Source organism: Micromonospora sp. NBRC 110037 (genome assembly GCF_001652995.1).
In the GTDB taxonomy this organism is placed as follows: domain Bacteria; phylum Actinomycetota; class Actinomycetes; order Mycobacteriales; family Micromonosporaceae; genus Micromonospora; species Micromonospora chalcea.
Genome location: NZ_BBVA01000007.1, coordinates 172,338 through 189,974 on the forward strand (window position 1 = coordinate 172,338; position 17,637 = coordinate 189,974).

Genomic DNA, 17,637 nt, shown 5'->3' on the forward strand with positions numbered 1-17,637 from the left:
ACGCGCCGGTTACGCGCCGCCCTCCACCCGCAGCACGCTCGTCACCGAGCGGACGATGTCCAGTCCGCGCAGCTCACGGACGGTGGCCGCGAGCGCGGCGTCGGGCGCGACGTGGGTGACGATAACCAGTTCCGCGTCGCCGCCGGCCGGGCCCTGCCGCACCGTGGCGATGGACACCTCGTGCCGGGCGAAGACCCCCGCCACCCCGGCCAGCACACCCGGGCGGTCGGCCACGTCGAGGCTGATGTGGTAGCGGGTGAGCGCCTCGCCCATCGGCCGCACCGACAGGTCGGCGTACGCCGACTCGCTCGCCGCGCGTACCCCGGCGAGACGGTTGCGGGCCACCGCCACCACGTCGCCGAGCACCGCGCTGGCGGTGGGCGCGCCACCGGCGCCCCGGCCGTAGAACATGAGCTGCCCGGCCGCGTCGGCCTCGACGAACACCGCGTTGAACGCGTCGCCGACGCTCGCGAGCGGGTGGGTCAGCGGGATCATCGCCGGGTGCACCCGGACGTTCACCGTCTCCCGGCCCTCCGGGTCGACGCCCCGGGCGGCGATACAGAGCAGCTTGATCGTGCAGCCCATGGCCTTGGCGCTGGCCACGTCGGCGGCGGTCACCTCGGTGATGCCCTCGCGGTGCACGTCGGCGGCGGTCACCCGGGTGTGGAACGCCAGCGAGGCGAGGATGGCGGCCTTGGCGGCGGCGTCGAAGCCCTCCACGTCGGCCGTCGGGTCCGCCTCGGCGTACCCCAACTCGGTGGCCTCCTCCAGCGCCTCGGCGAAGCCGGCGCCGGTGGCGTCCATGGCGGAGAGGATGAAGTTGGTGGTGCCGTTCACGATGCCGGTGACCCGGGTGATCCGGTCGCCGTGCAGCGACTCGCGCAGCGGGCGCAGCAGCGGGATCGCCCCGGCGACGCTCGCCTCGTAGTAGAGGTCGGCGCCGCCCTCGGCGGCGGCGTCGTGCAGCGTCGCGCCGTCCTCGGCGAGCAGCGCCTTGTTGGCGGTGACCACGCTCTTGCCCGCGCGCAGCGCCTCGACGAGCCAACCGCGGGCCGGCTCGATGCCGCCGACCACCTCGACCACCACGTCCACGTCGTCGCGTTTGATCAGCCCGAGCGCGTCGGTGGTGAACAGCGCCGGGTCGACCGGCAGGTCGCCGCGGTCACGGCCGAGCCGGCGTACGGCGATCCCGGCGATCTCCAGCGGGGCGCCGATCCGGGCGGCGAGGTCGGCCGACTGCTCGTGCAGCAGTCGGACCACGTCGCTACCGACCGTGCCACAGCCGAGCAGCGCCAAGCGAACCGGTGAGGTCATCCCACATCCAATGCCAGCAGGTCGTCTTCGGTCTCCCGGCGGACGATCAGCCGCGCCCGACCGTCACGGACGGCGACGACCGGGGGCCGCGGGACATGGTTGTAGTTGCTGGCCATGCTCCGGCAGTACGCCCCGGTGCCGGGCACCGCAACAAGATCTCCGGGCTGCACGTCGGCGGGCAGAAATTCATCCTTCACCACGATGTCCCCGGACTCACAATGCTTTCCCACCACGCGGGCGAGCATCGGCTGCGCCGTCGACGTGCGGTTCGCCATCGTGGCCGAGTACGAGGCGTCGTAGAGCGCGGTACGGATGTTGTCGCTCATCCCCCCGTCCACGCTCACGTAGGTGCGCAGGCCGTCCACGTCCTTCACGGTCCCGGCCTGGTAGAGCGTGAACACGGCCGGGCCGACGATCGCGCGGCCCGGCTCGACCGACAGGTGCGGCACGGCGAGGTTCTCCGCCGCGCACTCCCCGTCGACGATCTTGCGCAGGCGCTTCGCCAGGTCGTGCGGCGACGCCGGGTCGTCCTGGGTGGTGTACGCGATGCCGAAGCCGCCACCCAGGTCCAGCTCGGGCAGCTCCACGCCGCGGGCGTCGCGGATCTGCGACTGGAGCGCGAGCACCCGGCGGGCGGACACCTCGAAGCCGCTGGCGTCGAAGATCTGCGAGCCGATGTGCGAGTGCAGGCCGCGCAGCTCCAGCACGTCCTCGTCGAGGATCTTGAACGCGGCCGCCGCGGCGGCGCCGCCGGCGAGCGAGAAGCCGAACTTCTGGTCCTCGTGCGCGGTGGCGATGAACTCGTGGGTGTGCGCCTCCACGCCGACGGTGACCCGGACCAGCACCTTCGGGCGTACCCCGCGCTCGCGGGCCAGCTCGGAGAGCCGGTCGATCTCGGTGAACGAGTCGACGATGATCCGCCCCACCCCGGCGTCGACCGCCCGGGTCAGCTCGGCGACCGACTTGTTGTTGCCGTGGAAGCCGATCCGCTCCGCCGGCATCCCGGCCGACAGCGCGGTGGCCAGCTCACCGCCGGTGCAGACGTCGAGGAACAGGCCCTCCTCGGCGATCATCCGGACCACCGCGCGGCACAGGAAGGCCTTGCCGGCGTAGTAGACGTCCGCGTCCGGGAAGGCCGCGCGGAACTCGCGGCAGCGCTCGCGCAGGTCGTCCTCGTCCAGCACGTACGCCGGGGTGCCGTACTCGGCGGCCAGGTCGCGGACGTCCAGGCCCGCGACGGTCAGCGCGCCGGCCGGGCCGCGCACCACGTTGCGCGGCCACAGCTGCGGCACCAGGGCGTTGACGTCGACCGGGGTACGCAGCCAGGCCGGCCCCCGGCTGCCGATCTCGCCGTGCAGCGCTCCTGCCTCATGCGCCCGCATGACTACATCCGCTCCGGCGCGGACACCCCGAGCAGGCGCAGGCCGTTGGCGATGACCACCCGGGTCGCGTCGTTGAGCCAGAGCCGCGCCCGGTGGGTGTCGGTGATCTTCTCGTCGCCCTGCGGGGCGATCCGGCAGTTGTCGTAGAACCGGTGGTACGCCTGCGCGACGCTCTCCTCCAGGTAGCGCGCCACCCGGTGCGGCTCCCGCAGCTCGGCGGCGGTGGCCACCACCGCGGGGAACTCGGCGAGCGCCTTGAGCAGCTCGTTCTCCTTGTCGTGGCCGAGCAGCTCGGGCTGGAACGCGGCGGCGTCACCCCGGGTCAGCCCGATCTCGGCCGCGTTGCGGGCCACCCCGGCGGTACGCGCCGCGACGTACTGGACGTAGTAGACCGGGTTGTCGTTCTTCGCCCGGGTCCACAGCTCCACGTCGATGTCGATGGGCGAGTCGGCCGAGTAGCGGGCCAGCGCGTACCGGGCCGCGTCCACGCCGATCGCGTCGACCAGGTCCTCCAGCGTGACCACGGTGCCGGCCCGCTTGCTCATCCGCACCGGGGCGCCGTCGCGGACCAGGTTGACCAGCTGGCCGATGAGGATCTCCAGGTTGCGCGCCGGGTCGTCGCCGAAGCAGGCCGACATCGCCTTCATCCGGCCGATGTAGCCGTGGTGGTCGGCGCCCAGCATGATCACGACCCGGTCGAAGCCGCGCTCCCGCTTGTTCAGGTAGTAGGCGCAGTCGGCGGCGAAGTACGTCCACTCGCCGTTGGACTTGCGCAGCACCCGGTCCTTGTCGTCGCCGAACTCGGTGGTGCGCAGCCAGGTCGCGCCCTCGGACTCGAAGACGTGCCCCTGCTCCCGCAGCCGGGCCAGCGCCGCGTCCAGCGCGCCCTGGTCGTGCAGGTCCTTCTCGTTGAAGTAGGTGTCGAACTCCACACCGAAGTCGCGCAGCGAGGACTTGATCTCGGCGAACATGAGCTGGACGCCCTCGGTCCGGAAGACCTCCTCGGCGGCGTCCGGGGTGAGGTCGAGCACGTCCGGCCGGCGGCGGACCACCTCGGCGGCGATCTCCGCGATGTACGCGCCGCCGTAGCCGTCCTCCGGCGCGGGCTGGCCCTGCGCGGCGGCCAGCAGCGAGCGGGCGAACCGGTCGATCTGGGAGCCGGCGTCGTTGAAGTAGTACTCCGTGCCGACCTCGGCGCCGGTGGCGCGCAGCAGTCGGCTGAGCGCGTCACCGACGGCCGCCCAGCGGACCCCGCCGATGTGCACCGGGCCGGTCGGGTTCGCCGAGACGAACTCCAGGTTGATCCGCTGCCCGGCGAGGGTGTCGCTGCTCCCGTACGCCGGGCCGGCCTCGACGATGAGCTTGGCGAGCTGACCGGCGGCGGCCGCGTCGAGGCGGACGTTCAGGAAGCCCGGCCCGGCGATCTCCACCGACTTGACCCCCGGCGCCTTGGCCAGCTCGTCGGCCAGCGCGGTCGCCAGTTCCCGCGGGGGTACGCCCACCTTCTTGCTGAGCTGGAGCGCCAGCGTCGAGGCGTAGTCGCCGTGATCCGGGTTACGGGGTCGCTCGACGGTGGTCTGCGCGGGCAGCGCGGCGCGGTCCAGCCCGCGCTCGTCGAAGACGGCGTGGGCTGCGGCGAGGACGACCTCGGCGAGTTCTGCGGGAGTCACTGATCCATGTTATCGGGGGTAGACTCGGGCACCGCGGCGGCGACCCAGCATGTGAACCGGCCCCGCGGTCCCCCTGACCGACCGACCTGACGAGGCACGATGAGCATCAGCACCCCGGGCGGCCCGGAGCGCCGTCCCACCGTGGTCAGCACCGGCAAGAAGCCGGCCGCCGGCCGGCCCGCGGCTGCCGACAAGCCAGCCGCGAAGGCCGGCGCGGGCAAGGCCGGGGGCGGCAAGGGCACGCCACGGCCCGGTGCCGGCGGCAAGGGCCGCAAGCCGATCGCCCCGGTGAAGGTGAGCCAGGGTCGCTCGTGGGGCCCGATCGCCCTGTTCGTCGCGGTCGGCGTGCTGGCCGTGGGCATCATCGGCGTCGGCGCCTGGGCGGTCTACCAGGGCGGCCAGCCGTGGGAGAAGCGGGCCCAGGCGATCAACGGCATCGTCGACTACCGCGAGAAGGACAAGGACCTGGTCAAGGGCGGCAACCACCAGCCCGGCGCGATCAAGTACGACGTCCTCCCGCCGGTCGGCGGCCCGCACAACCAGGCCTGGCAGAACTGCATGGGTGACGTCTACGACGCCCCGATCGCCAACGAGCACGCGGTGCACAGCCTGGAGCACGGCACGGTCTGGATCACCTACCGCCCGGACCTGCCCGCCGACCAGGTGGAGAAGCTCAAGAGCAAGGTGCAGGGCAAGGAGAAGCTGATGCTCAGCCCGTTCGAGGGGCTGGACAAGCCGATCTCGCTGCAGGCCTGGGGCTACCAGCTCAAGGTCGACAACGCCGACGACGGCCGCATCGACGACTTCATCAAGACGCTGCGGGTGAACGCCTCCATCGAGGGCCCGAACGCGCTCTGCGACCAGGGCGTCACGGCCACCGGCACCGCTCCGCGCGACAACCTGCAGAACACCATGCCCCAGCAGCCCACCCAGTAAGGACGACGCCGCGATGACCGCTCCGGTGACCACCGACAGCGAGCTGGACGAGGCTCCGGCCGCCGACCAGGGCGGCCGGGGCGCGATGCGCCGCTACGGCCTGCCGGCGGTGGTCGCCGCCCTCGTGGTCGGGCTGCTCCTCGGGTACGCCGGCGGTCTGCTCACCCCCACGCTCACCCGGCCGGGTGAGAACTCGGCGGAGGCCGGGTTCGCCCGGGACATGACCGCCCACCACAACCAGGCCGTGGCCATGGGGCTGCTCGCGTTCAACCAGGGGCAGGACCCTGAGGTACGCCAGGTCGGCGTGGACATCGCCACCGGCCAGCAGGGCGAGATCGGCACCATGCAGACCTGGCTGCGGTCCTGGAAGCTGGACCCGACCGGCGGGCAGGCGCCGATGGCGTGGATGAAGGACGGCGGCGGGCTGATCAAGGACGGCCTGATGCCGGGCATGGCCACGCCGGAGGAGATGGCGAAGCTGCGCGCCGCGAGCGGCCGCGAGTTCGACGTGCTCTTCCTGCAGATGATGATCCGCCACCACATCGGCGGCGTGCACATGATCGACGGCATCCTCGAGCAGGGGCGTGACGACGACGTGCTGGCGGTCGCGCAGGTCATGAAGAACACGCAGCAGAACGACCTGACCAACCTGAGCGCGGCGCTGAAGCGCCTGGGCGGCACCCCGTAACACCACCCGCCACCCCGCACGACCCCCGAGGCCCGGTCCCCCTTCCCAGGGGCACCGGGCCTCCCCCGTCCCCGCCCTCACCCGCCCGCCCGCCCGCCCCGGCGATCTTGCAGTTACTGCCCCGGCCATGCCGGATTCGCCCCGTTACGCGAGGGCCGCAAGTGCAAGATCGCGGGAGGATTGGTGAGGACGGCCCGGGTCGGACCGACAGGGCATCCTCGCCCGCCTCGCGCGTCCGCGCTTCCGGTCTGGCTCTTGATCGACACCAGCTCGGGGAAGCGGCCGCCTCCCCGCTCTTGATCCACTCCAGCTCGGGGAGATGGCGTTATCCCCGCCCTTGATCGACACCAGTTCGGGGAGGTGGCGGGGTCAAGGTGGGTGGGATGCAACCACTTCGGCGAGGTGGAGTGGATCAAGAGCAGGGTGATGTGCTCGGGCAGGCTGGCCGGTCGAGGTAGGACGAGGTGGGACGGGGTGGCCGTGCCGAGGGTCGGCTGGTGGCCGAAGGCCGGCCCGACCGGGCACCCCGCCCGCCTCGCGTACCCGCGCTTCCGGCTCGGTGCTTGATCGACACCAGCTCGGGGAGGTGGCGGCATCCCTGCCCTTGATCCACTCCAGCTCGGGGAGGTGGCGAGATCAGGGTGGGTGGGATGCAACCACTTCGGCGAGATGGAGTCGATCAAGGGTGGGCTCGTGACCCGGGGTGATGTGTTCGGGGCAGGCGGGCCGGTCGAGGTGGGACGGAGAGGCCACGTCGAAGGTTGGGGCCGGGGGCGATACATCCCGGTTTGGGGGTTTGTAACGGTTTGGGGTTAACGGGTCATTGTGGGGGTTGGAGAGTTTTCTACCCACATATCGTGACCAGTTGCGATTCGGGCTCGTTGCCCAAGACGTGGGGGTTGCACTCAGAGACGCAGGGCGGTCGGTGACCAGCTGGTGCCGACGCCACACCATCGGCGGTGACGGAGCGGTGGCAGCCGTCCGTCGCGGACTGCGGCAGGGCGAGCCGGGAACGCTCAGCCGCGAACAGGAACTCGAACTCATCGACGTGCTCCGGGGGGTCCACCCCGACGAGTTCGGCCTCGACGAGGAGCTCTGGACACGGCAGAGCCTGACCGCCCTCATCGAGCGCCGGTTCGGGCTGGCGATGGACGCCGGCACCGTCGGGGCGTACCTGCGGGCCTGGGGTCTGGGGCCGCGCGAGCCGCGCGAGCGGGCCTGCGGCCTGTGCGTCAGCGCGGTCGAGCGGTGGGTACGCAGCGAGTACCCGACGATCACGCGGGCGGCCCAGGAGCACGCCGCGGAGGTCTACTGGATCGGCCGGGTACGCCTGCGCGGCACCATGCCCGCCGCCGACGTGGTCTCGGCGGTCTCGTCGCGGGGACGGGTGCGGTTCATGGTCACCACGCCGTCGGTGGATCCGCCGCTGCCCCGGGACTTCGTGCTGCGGCTCAGCGGCGCCGAGGAGCGCACGGTGCACCTGATCGTGGACGGCTCGTGGCCGCGCAACGAATGGCCCCGTCGGCTGCCCCGGCGCGTCGTGCTGCATCCGCTGCCGAGCTGTGGTCGCGCCGTCGCCGCCGCCTGATCCGACGAAGATCGACTCGCGGGGTACCGATTCGGTGATCCGGGAGGGGGTTTGCTACTCTTCTCGGGTCGCTGAGCCCCCGTAGCTCAGGGGATAGAGCACCGCCCTCCGGAGGCGGGAGCGCAGGTTCGAATCCTGCCGGGGGCACCAGAGCAGTCATCGCAAGGCCCTTGACCAGCCCGGTCAGGGGCCTTCGTCGTGTCCCCGGCGTGCGCAGCAGTGTCCCCGAATTCGGGGATGGGCAGGTCACGAGGTGGCTAACCTCGCGGTGAACGGGTCGAACCCCAGCACCTGCGAAGGTGAGCCAGTTGCCCGAGACTCCGTTGACCAACCGCCCCAAGATGCACACGGGCGTACCCTCCTCGCTGACCACCGCGCACCGATCGATGATGCGCGCCGTCGCCGTCGCGGACGCCCCTTGCGGGCTGTGGTTCCTCGAAGCGGTGGCCGCGCACACCGGCACCACGTCGGACGAGCGGATCGACGCGACGGTGGAGGAGCTGATCGCGCGCGGGTTCCTCGTCGACACCGCCGCCGGGCTGCGGCTGTCTTCCATCGCGTTGCGCGACGACGTACTGCGGGACACCCCGCCCTCGGTGCGGCAGGCGCTGCGCGAGGCGGCGGCCGAGGTGCTCGCCGACGCCGGGCACCCGGCCCAGGCGGCCCGGCAGCTGCTGCGGGTCCTGCCGGCGGTGAGCCGGTCCGCCTCGGCGCTGGCCGCGCGGCTGGCGGTCGACCCGGCGGTCGGTCCCAGCCTGGCCGCTGATCTGCTGCTGGCCGCCCCCGCGCCCGGGGCGGCTGAGGCGCGCCTGGCCTGGCTGGTCGACGTCGCCGACAACCTCTACCTGGCGGGCCGGGTGGACGAGACGCTGCGGATGCTGCACCGGGAGGTCGCCGCCGACCGGTACGGGCCACGCCAGCGGGCGATGCTGCTCGGGCGGCTCGGCGCCTACTACGCGACCCAGCGTCCCTCGCTGTCCCTGACGTACCTCGGGCGGGCGCTGAACCAGGAGCTGGACGTCGCGGGGCGGAGCTGGACGCTCACCATGCTGGCGTCGCTGGCGGCCCGGTTCGGGCACCCCGACGCCGCCGAGCTGGTGGCGGCGGCCCAGCGGGCGCACGAGCGCAGCCCCTCCCCCGGCGGCGCCATCCGGCTGGCCCTGGCGAACGCGGCCCGCGCAACCGCCTGCGGCGACCTGCCCCGCGCCGCGCGGATCCTGCGGGAGGTGGACGCGGGCGAGCCCGCCGCCCGGCCACCGAGACCCGCCCGATCTGGACGATGATCGTCACCTGGGCCCTGGCCGTGGTGCTCATCGCGTTCACCTGGGGCAAGCACCCGCCGGCGGCGAGGACCGGGCGGCGCTGACGCGGACCGGGCTCACCCGGCCTCGCGGCGGGCCTTGGCGCGTCGCTTGCCCTCGTGCATCGCCTGCACCCGGGCCACCGGGATGGTCCGTCCCTGCTCGACCAGGTCCGCCGGCAGCCGCTGCGGCGCGGGTAGCGCCTCCGCCCAGGGATCCCGGTCGCCCAGTAGCGCGGGCACGGTCCGCACGGTGAAGTCGGCCGGGCTCGCGCTCTCCAGGTCGGTCCAGCCCACCGGGTACGACACGGGGGCGCCGGGCCGGATCCGGGGACTGTAGGCGGCCACCACAGTCGCCCCGTACGCCCGGGTGGAGTCGACGAAGACGCGGCCGCGGCGGTCGGCGACGATGAACGCGGTGGTCGCGGCCGCCGGGTCGAGCCGTTCGGTACGGACGGCGAGCGCCCGGGTCGCGGCGGCGGCCTCCTCCGCCGTGGTGGCCGGGTCGACCGGCACGATCACGTGCAGCCCTTTCGCGCCGCTCGTCTTCACCGCGCCGGCCAGCCCGGCGTCGGCGAGCGCCTGCCGGACCAGCAGCGCGACCCGCACGGCGGCCGGGAACGAGTCGCCCTCCGGCGGGTCGAGGTCGAGCACCAGGTGGGTCGGGTGCTCGGGCTGCGCGGCCCGGCCGAGCGTCGGGTGGTATTCGACTGCCCGCTGGTTGGCGAACCAGAGCAGCGTCCGCCGGTCGTCGCAGAGGGCGTACGAGATGCGCCGGCGCGACGCCTCGGCCCACACCTCGGTGCGGCGCACCCAGTCGGGCGTGTACTTCGGCAGGTTCTTCTGCATGAACGGCTCCTGGCCGGGCCGCACCCGCAGCACCGACAGCGGCCGGTCCCGCAGTTCCGGCAGGATCCGGTCAGCCATCGCGTCGAGGTAGTCGACCAGGTCGCGTTTGGTCGCCCCGGCGCTGTCGAACAGCGGCTGGTCGAGGTTGGTCAGCGACACTCCGGCCCGGGTCTCGTCGGCGGCGCCCATCGGACCACCATCCCGGGCCGGGCCCGGCTCGGCAACCCCGACACGGTGCCCGGCGCGCGCCTCACCGGCCGGCACCTGCGACGATCGGGGCGTGGGCGAGGCAGAGGCGGACCGGTGCGGATCGGGCGCGGCGGAGCAGGCGAGCGCCTGCACCGTGCGGGAGGCGCTGGACCGGGTGGGCGGGAAGTGGGCCATCGGCATCCTGATCGCCGCCTCGGCCGGCCCGGTTCGCTTCACCGAGCTGGAGCGCCGGGTGGAGGGGATCAGCCGCCGGATGCTCACGCTGACGCTGCGCAACCTGGAGCGGGACGGGCTGCTGGACCGGCATGTCCACCCCTGCGTGCCACCGAAGGTCGAGTACACGGCCACCCCGATGGCCCGCGAGCTGTACGACTCGCTGGTGGCGCTGACCAGCTGGGCCGAACGGCACCGCGAGGCGATCAGCGCGGCCCGGGCCGAGTACGACCGTAGGCACGGCCACCCACCGGCCTGAACAACTGAAATCGCCCTTATGTGGCGAACACCACGCGCTCCATCTGACCGATCGGTCAGCACCTGACCGATCGGTCAGGCATGCTTGATGTCATGGCGCGCCCCACCCCGGCCACCCACGACGAGTTGCTCACCGCGGCGGCTCGGCGGTTCGCCGTCACCGGCTACAAGGGCACCTCACTCCAGGACATCGCCCGTGAGGTCGGCTGCTCCAAAGCCACAGTGCTCTACCACTTCGCCAGCAAGGACGCGCTGCTCGGCGAGCTGATGGCGCCGGCCATCGCGGTGCTGGAGGAACTCGACACCCGGATCGCCGAGCACACCGGCGCGGACGCCCAGCGCGTCGCGGCGGAGGGCTTCGTCGACCTGGCGGTCCGCTTCCGCCGCGAGATCGCGCTGCTCCGCGGCGAGTTCTCCGACCTGCTCCAGCAGCCCACGTTCATGCACATCCAGCAGATCTCCGAACGGCTGGTCGCGGCGTTCGCCGGCTTCTCCGACCGGCCCGAGGCCCGGGTCGCGGCGCTCGTCGTGCTCGCCGGCATCGCCGAGACCTGCGGCGAGTTCCTGGACATCCCCGACGAACAGCTGCGACCCGCGCTGCTCGCCGTGGCGTACCGCGCGCTCGAAGTCTCCATCTGATCCGAACCTGCGAGGACAAGGAAGGTCCATGGCGACCCTGCTGTACCGGCTCGGCCGGGCATCTCTGCGCCGACGGCGACTCGTCGCCGTCATCTGGCTCGTCGTACTCGTCGGCCTCGGCCTGGCCGCGGCCACGCTGCGGGGCCCGACGGCGAGCAACTTCACCATGCCCGGCACCGAGTCGCAGAAGGCGATCGACCTGCTCGCCGACCGCTTCCCGGCGGCCAGCGGCGCCACCGGCACGATCGCGATCAAGGCGCCACAGGACGGCGCGCTCACCACGCCCGCCGGCCAGGGGTTGGTCAAGCAGGTCACGCAGGAGGCGGCCACGCTGCCCGGCGTGGTCGGCGCGGTCGACCCGTACCAGGCGCAGGCGCTCACCCCGGACGGCCGCTACGCGCTGATCCAGGTGCAGTTCGCCGGCGGGGTCGACGAGATCACCGACGAGCAGCGCGACGCGTACGAGAAGGTCGGCGAGCAGGCCGAGGCGCAGGGCTGGCAGATCGCCCCCGGCGGCGAGGTGCTGAACGCCGAGCCGGAGGTCGGCTCGACCGAGGCCATCGGCGTGCTGGTCGCGGCGATCGTCCTGGTGATCACGTTCGGCTCGCTCGTGGCGGCCGGGATGACCATGCTGAACGCGCTGATCGGCGTCGGCGTCGGCATGGCCGGTCTGTTCGCGCTCAGCGGCGCGGTCGAGCTGACCAGCACCGCGCCGATCCTGGCGCTGATGCTCGGCCTCGCGGTCGGCATCGACTACTCGCTGTTCATCACCTCCCGGCACCGGCAGAACCTCCTCGACGGGCTCTCCCCGGAGGAGGCGGTCGGCCGCGCGGTCGGCACCGCCGGCTCGGCTGTGGTCTTCGCCGGCGCCACGGTGGTGGTGGCGCTCGCCGGCCTGGCCGTGGTGGGCATCCCGTTCCTCACCGTGATGGGCCTGGCCGCGGCCGGCACCGTCACGATCGCCGTGCTGGTGGCGATCACGCTGGCCCCGGCGCTGCTCGGCTTCGCCGGTTACAAGGTGCTGCCGCGCAAGCTGCGTGACCGCAAGGCGGTCGAGGACCCGGCCACCGGCTCGGAGGACCGCACCGGCTTCGGCTTCCGCTGGGCGAACTGGGTCACCAAGCTGCGCATCCCGGTGATCCTGGTCGGGCTGCTCGGCCTCGGCCTGCTCGCGATCCCGGCCCAGGACATGCGCCTGGCGCTGCCGGACGCCTCCGCCGCCGCCGAGGGCACCCCGGCCCGGGTCAGCAGCGACCTGATCCGGGAGGGCTTCGGCCCCGGCTTCACCGGCCGGCTCGCGGTCGTGGTGACCGCCGACTCGCCGCAGGCGACCCAGGCCGCCATCCCGCAGGTCACCGCGCTGATCCAGAAGACCGACGGGGTGCTCGCGGTGGCCCCGCCGCAGGTCGACCCGTCGGGGCGTACCGCGCTGCTCGGCGTGATCCCGGAGAGCGGGCCGACCGACGAGGCCACCGAGACGGTGGTGCAGGACATCCGCAAGCAGGTCGCCGGCATCCAGAACGCCGACGTGCTGCTCACCGGCGTCACCGCGGTCGGCATCGACGTGTCCGAGAAGCTCTCCGACGCGCTGCCGGTCTACCTGCTGCTGGTGGTGGGCCTGTCGATCCTGCTGCTGATGCTGGTGTTCCGGTCGATCCTGGTGCCGGTCAAGGCGGCGCTGGGCTTCCTGCTCACCGTGGCGGCCACGTTCGGCATCACCGTGGCGGTGTTCCAGCAGGGCCACCTGGCCGACCTGGTCGGCCTGGACACCCCGGCCCCGCTGGTCAGCTTCCTGCCCATCCTGCTCATCGGCATCCTGTTCGGCCTGGCCATGGACTACGAGGTCTTCCTGGTCTCCCGGATGCGCGAGGACTTCGTGCACGGCGACACCGCGCAGCAGGCCACCATCAACGGCATGGGGCACGGCGCCCGGGTGGTCACCGCCGCCGCGCTCATCATGATCTCGGTGTTCGGCGGCTTCGTCTTCCTGGAGGACCCGATCATCAAGTCGATGGGCTTCGCGCTCGCGATCGGCGTCGCCATCGACGCGTTCGTGGTCCGGATGACCATCGTGCCGGCGGTCATGTCGCTGCTGAACAACGCCGCCTGGTGGCTGCCGCGCTGGCTGAACAAGATCCTGCCCAACGTGGACGTCGAGGGTGAGGGCCTGCGCGCCCACCTCGCCGAGAAGCAGCACGCCCAGGTGTGAGCCGTACCGGGTGGGGTCCGACGGGCCCCACCCGGTCACACCCCCGCCGGGTACGTCTCCATCTCGCCGGGCGTGACGTGCGCCGGCAGCGGGTGCAGCGCCGTGGTCTCGTCGCACCAGATGAACGCGTCGTAGCGCTCGCCCAGCCGGGTCGGCACGTAGTTGCCCCAGGACTCGAAGCTCGGGTCGTACACCACCCCGATGGCCCGGTGGTCCGCCTCGCCGGTCACCCACTCCGGCTGGTCGTCGCCGCCGAAGACCAGCACCGCCCGGTCCGGCATCAGCTCGTGCAGCCGGTGCTCCACCGAGCCCTTCCGGGCCGGCGGCACCACCATCGCCTCGGCCGGGGAACCCCAGCGCGGAGCGGCTATCACGCTGCCGCGCCAGCTCCCGAAGCCGATCAGCGCCACCGTGTCCCGGCCGTGCCGTTCCCGGCCCAACTGCCCGATGTTGACCATCCCGTCCGCCGCCATGTCGGTGGCCCGGGCGTCGCCGACGTGCGTGTTGTGCGCCCACACGATTCCCCGCGAGCCCGGCCCGTACCGGTCGAGCAGCCGGTCGAGCGTGTCGGCCATGTGGATGTCGCGCACGTTCCACGACTCGGGGCCGCCGCCGACCATGGCCCGGTAGTACCGCTCCGCGCCGGCCACCACCTCCGCGTTCTGCCAGGCCGAGAAGCGGTCCGGGCCGTCCGCGGCGGCCTGTTCCCGGGTACGCGCCAGCAGCCGGACCACCTCCTCCTCGCACCGGGCGGAGACGAACCGGCTGGCCATCGCGTACTCCTCGGGCCGCTTGCCGTACGGCTCGAAGCAGCGGTACGCCTCCTGCGCCGCCTCCAGCGAGGCCGGGTCCTCCTCGCCCAGGTAGTCGAAGATGGCCTGCATCGACTCCCAGAGGGAATACACGTCCAGCCCGTGGAAGCCGGCCCGTTCCCCCTCCGGGCGTTCCAGGTTCCACGCCCGCAGCCAGCGGCAGAAGCGGGCCACCTCGGCGTTCGCCCACATCCAGGTGGGCCAGCGTTCGAACCGTTCCAGCGCGACCAGCGGATCGGCGAGCCCGTCCGGCGCGCCGACCACCGACCGGTGCACCCGGTCGCAGTCCGGCCAGTCCCCCTCCACCGCCACGAAGTCGAACCCCTGCTCGGCGATGAGGCGCCGGGTCAACTGCTCCCGCAGCCGGTAGTAGTCGTAGCTGCCGTGCGTCGCCTCGCCGATCATCACCACGCGGGCGTCCCGGACGCGCTCCAGCAGCGGGTCGAAGTCGCTCGGCGCGCCGAGCCGCTGTACCAGCATGTCCGCGGCTACCCGGGGCCCGCCGGGGCAAACCGCCGCCGTCGAGTCGGGCGGCGGGCGTACGGCGGCGGCTGCGGCCCGGGTCGGCGGGGCGGGCGTAGCGGCGGACGTGGGCCCGGCGGGGGGCATGGCGCCGGGCTCATTGGGTAGCCGGGCGGCATGACCGTCACCGGCGCGCAGTTGCAGGAGTTCCTGGCCGGGCTGGACTACCCGGTCTCCCGGGAGGACCTGGTCCGCTGGGGCCAGGAGAACGGTGCCAGCACCGAGGCGCTGCAGGCGCTGCGGTCCCTGCCGGCCGAGGAGTTCCAGTCCCCCACCGAACTGGGCGAGGCGATCGTCACGCTGGCCGGCGCCTGACCTGCGGGTGTTAAGAGGGGCCCCTTCCTCTACCGGAGGCGTTAATAAGGGGCCCTTCCTTACAGCTCGACGGTGCGGCCCTGCGACCTTGCGGTCTCGGCGGCGTCGAGCACGGCCACCACCTCGCGGCCGAACCGCACGTCGCAGCGGTGGTCGCGGGTGCCCGCGTCGACCTCTTCCAGCAGCTGGTCGAGCGCGGTGGAGAACGCCTGGAGCGCGCTGCCGTCGCCGGGCGGGACGGTCTCGGTGCCGTTCTCGCCGAAGAAGACGAAGTCCCGGGTGACCGCCTCGGACGGCGCGTCCAGCGTGAGCGAGAGCGAGCTGGTGGCGCCGCCGTCGTGGGTGAGCAGCAGGTGCACCAGGCCGCTCGGGCCGTCCATCGCGGCGACCCGGGTGACCCGGCCGAGCACCGGCAGGATCAGCGACAGCGCGTGCGGGCCGATGTCCCAGAGCGCGCCGCGCTCCCGCCGCCAGGTCGAGTCGCCGTACGGGTTCCCCGGCTGGAAGATCGACGCGAACATGGTGGCCCGGGCGTGCTGCCAGCCGCCGGCCGCGGCGGTCGAGGCGAGGAACCCGGTGACGTTCGGGTGGAAACGCTGGGTGAAGAAGACCACCGAGGCCACACCGGACGCCTGGGCCGCGTCGACCACCCGGTCGGCGCCGGCGAGGTCGAGCGCCAGCGGCTTGTCCAGCAGCAGGTGCCGCCCGGCGGTGGCGGCGCGGACGGCGATGTCGGCCTGCACGTCCGGCGGGAGCGCCACGGCGATCGCGTCGCAGGCGTCGATCAGCGCGTCGACGTCGGTGAAGGCCGGTACGCCGTGCCGGGTGGCCAGTTCCTCCGCCTTGGCGGGGTTGCGTCCCCACACGCCGGCGAGCCGGGCCCGCGGGTGCGCCTCGATGGCCGCCGCGTGTGTCTGCGCCGCCCAGTAACCCGTGCCGAACAACCCGAACCGCACCCGGACCCCCTGCCGTCGACGTCCGCCACCGGCGTACGCCGGGACCGTGATCCACGCTAGTCCTCCGGCCGGTCCGGCGCGCCTCGACCCGGCGGGCGGGCCGCTACTACACCGGTTAGTAGGCTGTGCCGGTGAACGACACTGTGTCGACGACCGTCGCGGCGGCCGCCGGATCGCCGGTGGACGGGCCGCTCGCCACGGTCGCGATCGTGATCTCGCTGGCGGTCGCGCTCTGGGCCCTGGTGGCGGCGGTACGCCACCGGCCGCCGGACCGGATCCAGTTCGTCGGCCTGGCCGTGCTGGAGGTGGCGCTGCTCGCGCTGACCGTGGTGGCGCTCGTCGCGCTCGGCGGCGGCGAGCGGCCGGGCGAGCCGGGCGCGTTCTTCGGCTACCTGGCGACGCTCGTCTGCCTGCCGCCGCTGGCCTGGGTGCTGGCGCGGATGGAGCCGACCCGGTGGGGCTCGGGCATCGTCTGCGCGATCTGCCTTGTCACGCCGGTCGTGGCGGTCCGGCTCCAGCAGACCTGGGAGGCGCTCGGTGGCTGACACCACGACCGCGCACGAGCATCGCGCCACCAACCGCGGCCCGGGCCGGCTGCTGATCGCCGTCTACATCGTCTTCGCCATCGCCGCGACCTCGCGGGCCGGCCTGCAGATCGCCACGAAGTTCGACGAGGCGCCGGTGGCGTATCTGCTGTCCGCGGTGGCGGCGCTGATCTACATCGTGGCGGCGGTCGGGCTGGCCCGGGCCGGGCACGCCGGCCGCCGGGTCGCGCTGGCCTGCTGCGCCGTCGAACTGGTCGGGGTGCTCGGCGTCGGTGTGCTGAGCATCGCTGACAAGGAGCTGTTCCCGGACGAGACGGTCTGGTCCGGCTTCGGCAGCGGCTACGGCTACGTGCCGCTGGTGCTGCCGGTGCTCGGTCTGTTCTGGCTCTGGCGCACCCGGCGCGACCCCGCCTGAGCGGGCCCGCGCCGGGTCGGGGGCCGGTCAGTCCTTCGGACCGCCGGCGACGTAGATGACCTGGCCGGAGACGAACGACGCGCCCTCGCTGGCGAGGAACGAGATGGTGTGCGCGACGTCCTCCGGGCGGCCGGGGCGGCGTACCGGGATCTCGGCGGCGGCGTGCTTCTGGAGCGCGTCGAAGTCGACCTTCATCCGGGCCGCGGTGGCGGCGGTCATGTCGGTGACGATGAAGCCCGGCGCGACCGCGTTGACAGTCACCCCGAACGGGCCCAGCTCGATCGCCAGCGTCTTGGTGAAGCCCTGGAGGCCGGCCTTCGCGGCCGAGTAGTTCGCCTGGCCCCGGTTGCCGAGCGCGGACGTGCTGGACAGGTTGACGATCCGGCCCCACTTCGCCTCGACCATGTGCTTCTGCGCGGCCTGGCTGAACAGGAACGCGCCGCGCAGGTGCACGCCCATGACCGTGTCCCAGTCGCCCTCGGTCATCTTGAACAGCAGGTTGTCGCGCAGCACACCCGCGTTGTTGACGAGCACTGTCGGTGCGCCCAGCTCGGCGGCGATCCGCTCCACGGCTGCCTCGACCTGGGCCCGGTCGGACACGTCGGCGCCGACGCCGAGCGCCCGGCCGCCGGCCGAGCCGATGGCGTCCACCGTCTCCTTGGTGGCGGACTCGTCGATGTCGACCACGGCGACGGCCATGCCGTCGGCCGCCAGCCGGCGGGCGGTCGCCGCCCCGATGCCGCGCGCGGCTCCGGTGACGACGGCGATGCGGGGCTCCTCCGACATGCTTACCTCCCGGTAACTTGTGGCTCGATC

The 17,637-nt window shown here is 72.9% G+C and carries 16 protein-coding genes, 1 tRNA gene and 1 pseudogene; 11 read left to right on the forward strand and 7 right to left on the reverse strand.

Going from position 1 to position 17,637, the window contains the following annotated elements; genetic code table 11:
- Nucleotides 1-9: 9 nt before the first annotated feature.
- From A4R25_RS21230 to argS, 3 genes are read right to left on the reverse strand one after another with little or no spacing between them, the layout of a single operon-like run.
- On the reverse strand, nucleotides 10-1,314 hold the full coding sequence (locus A4R25_RS21230; protein ID WP_043328623.1) for a homoserine dehydrogenase: 1,305 nt from the start codon (nucleotides 1,312-1,314) through the stop codon (nucleotides 10-12).
- Nucleotides 1,311-2,696: a diaminopimelate decarboxylase gene (gene lysA / locus A4R25_RS21235; RefSeq protein ID WP_043328622.1), complete on the reverse strand. Its 1,386-nt coding sequence runs from the start codon at nucleotides 2,694-2,696 to the stop codon at nucleotides 1,311-1,313. The genes A4R25_RS21230 and lysA overlap by 4 nt, the downstream gene beginning before the upstream one ends.
- A gap of 2 nt (nucleotides 2,697-2,698) precedes the next feature.
- Nucleotides 2,699-4,366 (reverse strand): arginine--tRNA ligase, encoded by a 1,668-nt coding sequence (gene argS, locus A4R25_RS21240; protein WP_064447846.1) that lies wholly within the window; start codon nucleotides 4,364-4,366, stop codon nucleotides 2,699-2,701.
- Nucleotides 4,367-4,465: 99 nt separating this feature from the next.
- Between argS and A4R25_RS21245 the strand changes: the two genes are divergently transcribed.
- The 5 genes from A4R25_RS21245 (at nucleotide 4,466) to A4R25_RS21265 (ending at nucleotide 8,861) form a co-directional block, all read left to right on the forward strand.
- Complete coding sequence (locus tag A4R25_RS21245) at nucleotides 4,466-5,302, forward strand: DUF3105 domain-containing protein (RefSeq protein ID WP_043328620.1); 837 nt, start codon at nucleotides 4,466-4,468, stop codon at nucleotides 5,300-5,302.
- A gap of 13 nt (nucleotides 5,303-5,315) precedes the next feature.
- Complete coding sequence (locus A4R25_RS21250; protein WP_043328618.1) at nucleotides 5,316-5,990, forward strand: DUF305 domain-containing protein; 675 nt, start codon at nucleotides 5,316-5,318, stop codon at nucleotides 5,988-5,990.
- Between the two features lie 892 nt (nucleotides 5,991-6,882).
- A complete protein-coding gene (locus tag A4R25_RS21255; protein ID WP_064447847.1) occupies nucleotides 6,883-7,578 on the forward strand; it encodes a winged helix-turn-helix domain-containing protein in 696 nt (231 codons plus the stop codon).
- Nucleotides 7,579-7,653: 75 nt separating this feature from the next.
- Nucleotides 7,654-7,728 (forward strand) — tRNA-Arg (locus tag A4R25_RS21260).
- Nucleotides 7,729-7,886: 158 nt separating this feature from the next.
- Nucleotides 7,887-8,861 (forward strand): hypothetical protein, encoded by a 975-nt coding sequence (locus A4R25_RS21265; RefSeq protein WP_231915596.1) that lies wholly within the window; start codon nucleotides 7,887-7,889, stop codon nucleotides 8,859-8,861.
- A gap of 95 nt (nucleotides 8,862-8,956) precedes the next feature.
- Here A4R25_RS21265 and ligD read toward each other — a convergent pair whose 3' ends face one another.
- Nucleotides 8,957-9,916 carry a non-homologous end-joining DNA ligase gene (ligD, locus tag A4R25_RS21270; RefSeq protein WP_064447848.1) on the reverse strand — a complete coding sequence of 320 codons (960 nt, stop codon included), beginning with the start codon at nucleotides 9,914-9,916 and terminating at the stop codon, nucleotides 8,957-8,959.
- Between the two features lie 91 nt (nucleotides 9,917-10,007).
- Between ligD and A4R25_RS21275 the strand changes: the two genes are divergently transcribed.
- The 3 genes from A4R25_RS21275 (at nucleotide 10,008) to A4R25_RS21285 (ending at nucleotide 13,256) form a co-directional block, all read left to right on the forward strand.
- Nucleotides 10,008-10,409 (forward strand): helix-turn-helix domain-containing protein, encoded by a 402-nt coding sequence (locus A4R25_RS21275; protein WP_043328596.1) that lies wholly within the window; start codon nucleotides 10,008-10,010, stop codon nucleotides 10,407-10,409.
- 92 nt (nucleotides 10,410-10,501) lie between these two features.
- Nucleotides 10,502-11,047, forward strand: a complete 546-nt coding sequence (locus tag A4R25_RS21280) for a TetR/AcrR family transcriptional regulator (protein ID WP_043328594.1) — start codon at nucleotides 10,502-10,504, stop codon at nucleotides 11,045-11,047.
- Between the two features lie 28 nt (nucleotides 11,048-11,075).
- A complete protein-coding gene (locus tag A4R25_RS21285; protein WP_064447849.1) occupies nucleotides 11,076-13,256 on the forward strand; it encodes an MMPL family transporter in 2,181 nt (726 codons plus the stop codon).
- A gap of 35 nt (nucleotides 13,257-13,291) precedes the next feature.
- Here A4R25_RS21285 and A4R25_RS21290 read toward each other — a convergent pair whose 3' ends face one another.
- Nucleotides 13,292-14,548 carry an erythromycin esterase family protein gene (locus A4R25_RS21290; protein ID WP_064447850.1) on the reverse strand — a complete coding sequence of 419 codons (1,257 nt, stop codon included), beginning with the start codon at nucleotides 14,546-14,548 and terminating at the stop codon, nucleotides 13,292-13,294.
- 159 nt (nucleotides 14,549-14,707) lie between these two features.
- Here A4R25_RS21290 and A4R25_RS21295 point away from each other — a divergent pair, with 159 nt between their 5' ends.
- Nucleotides 14,708-14,905: a DUF2795 domain-containing protein gene (locus tag A4R25_RS21295; RefSeq protein ID WP_043328589.1), complete on the forward strand. Its 198-nt coding sequence runs from the start codon at nucleotides 14,708-14,710 to the stop codon at nucleotides 14,903-14,905.
- Nucleotides 14,906-14,964: 59 nt separating this feature from the next.
- Here the strand turns inward: A4R25_RS21295 and A4R25_RS21300 are convergent, their stop codons facing one another.
- Complete coding sequence (locus A4R25_RS21300) at nucleotides 14,965-15,861, reverse strand: Gfo/Idh/MocA family protein (protein WP_043328587.1); 897 nt, start codon at nucleotides 15,859-15,861, stop codon at nucleotides 14,965-14,967.
- A gap of 131 nt (nucleotides 15,862-15,992) precedes the next feature.
- On the opposite strand from A4R25_RS21300, the gene A4R25_RS21305 reads away from it, so the two are divergent.
- Together A4R25_RS21305 and A4R25_RS21310 are read left to right on the forward strand one after the other, a co-directional pair.
- Nucleotides 15,993-16,406, forward strand: a complete 414-nt coding sequence (locus A4R25_RS21305; RefSeq protein WP_082931094.1) for a hypothetical protein — start codon at nucleotides 15,993-15,995, stop codon at nucleotides 16,404-16,406.
- A pseudogene (locus A4R25_RS21310) lies at nucleotides 16,399-16,876 on the forward strand (hypothetical protein). Before A4R25_RS21305 ends, A4R25_RS21310 begins: the two are co-directional and overlap by 8 nt.
- On the opposite strand, the gene fabG reads toward A4R25_RS21310, so the two are convergent.
- A complete protein-coding gene (fabG, locus tag A4R25_RS21315) occupies nucleotides 16,849-17,607 on the reverse strand; it encodes a 3-oxoacyl-ACP reductase FabG (protein ID WP_043328584.1) in 759 nt (252 codons plus the stop codon). The pseudogene A4R25_RS21310 and the gene fabG overlap by 28 nt on opposite strands.
- Nucleotides 17,608-17,637: the final 30 nt, after the last annotated feature.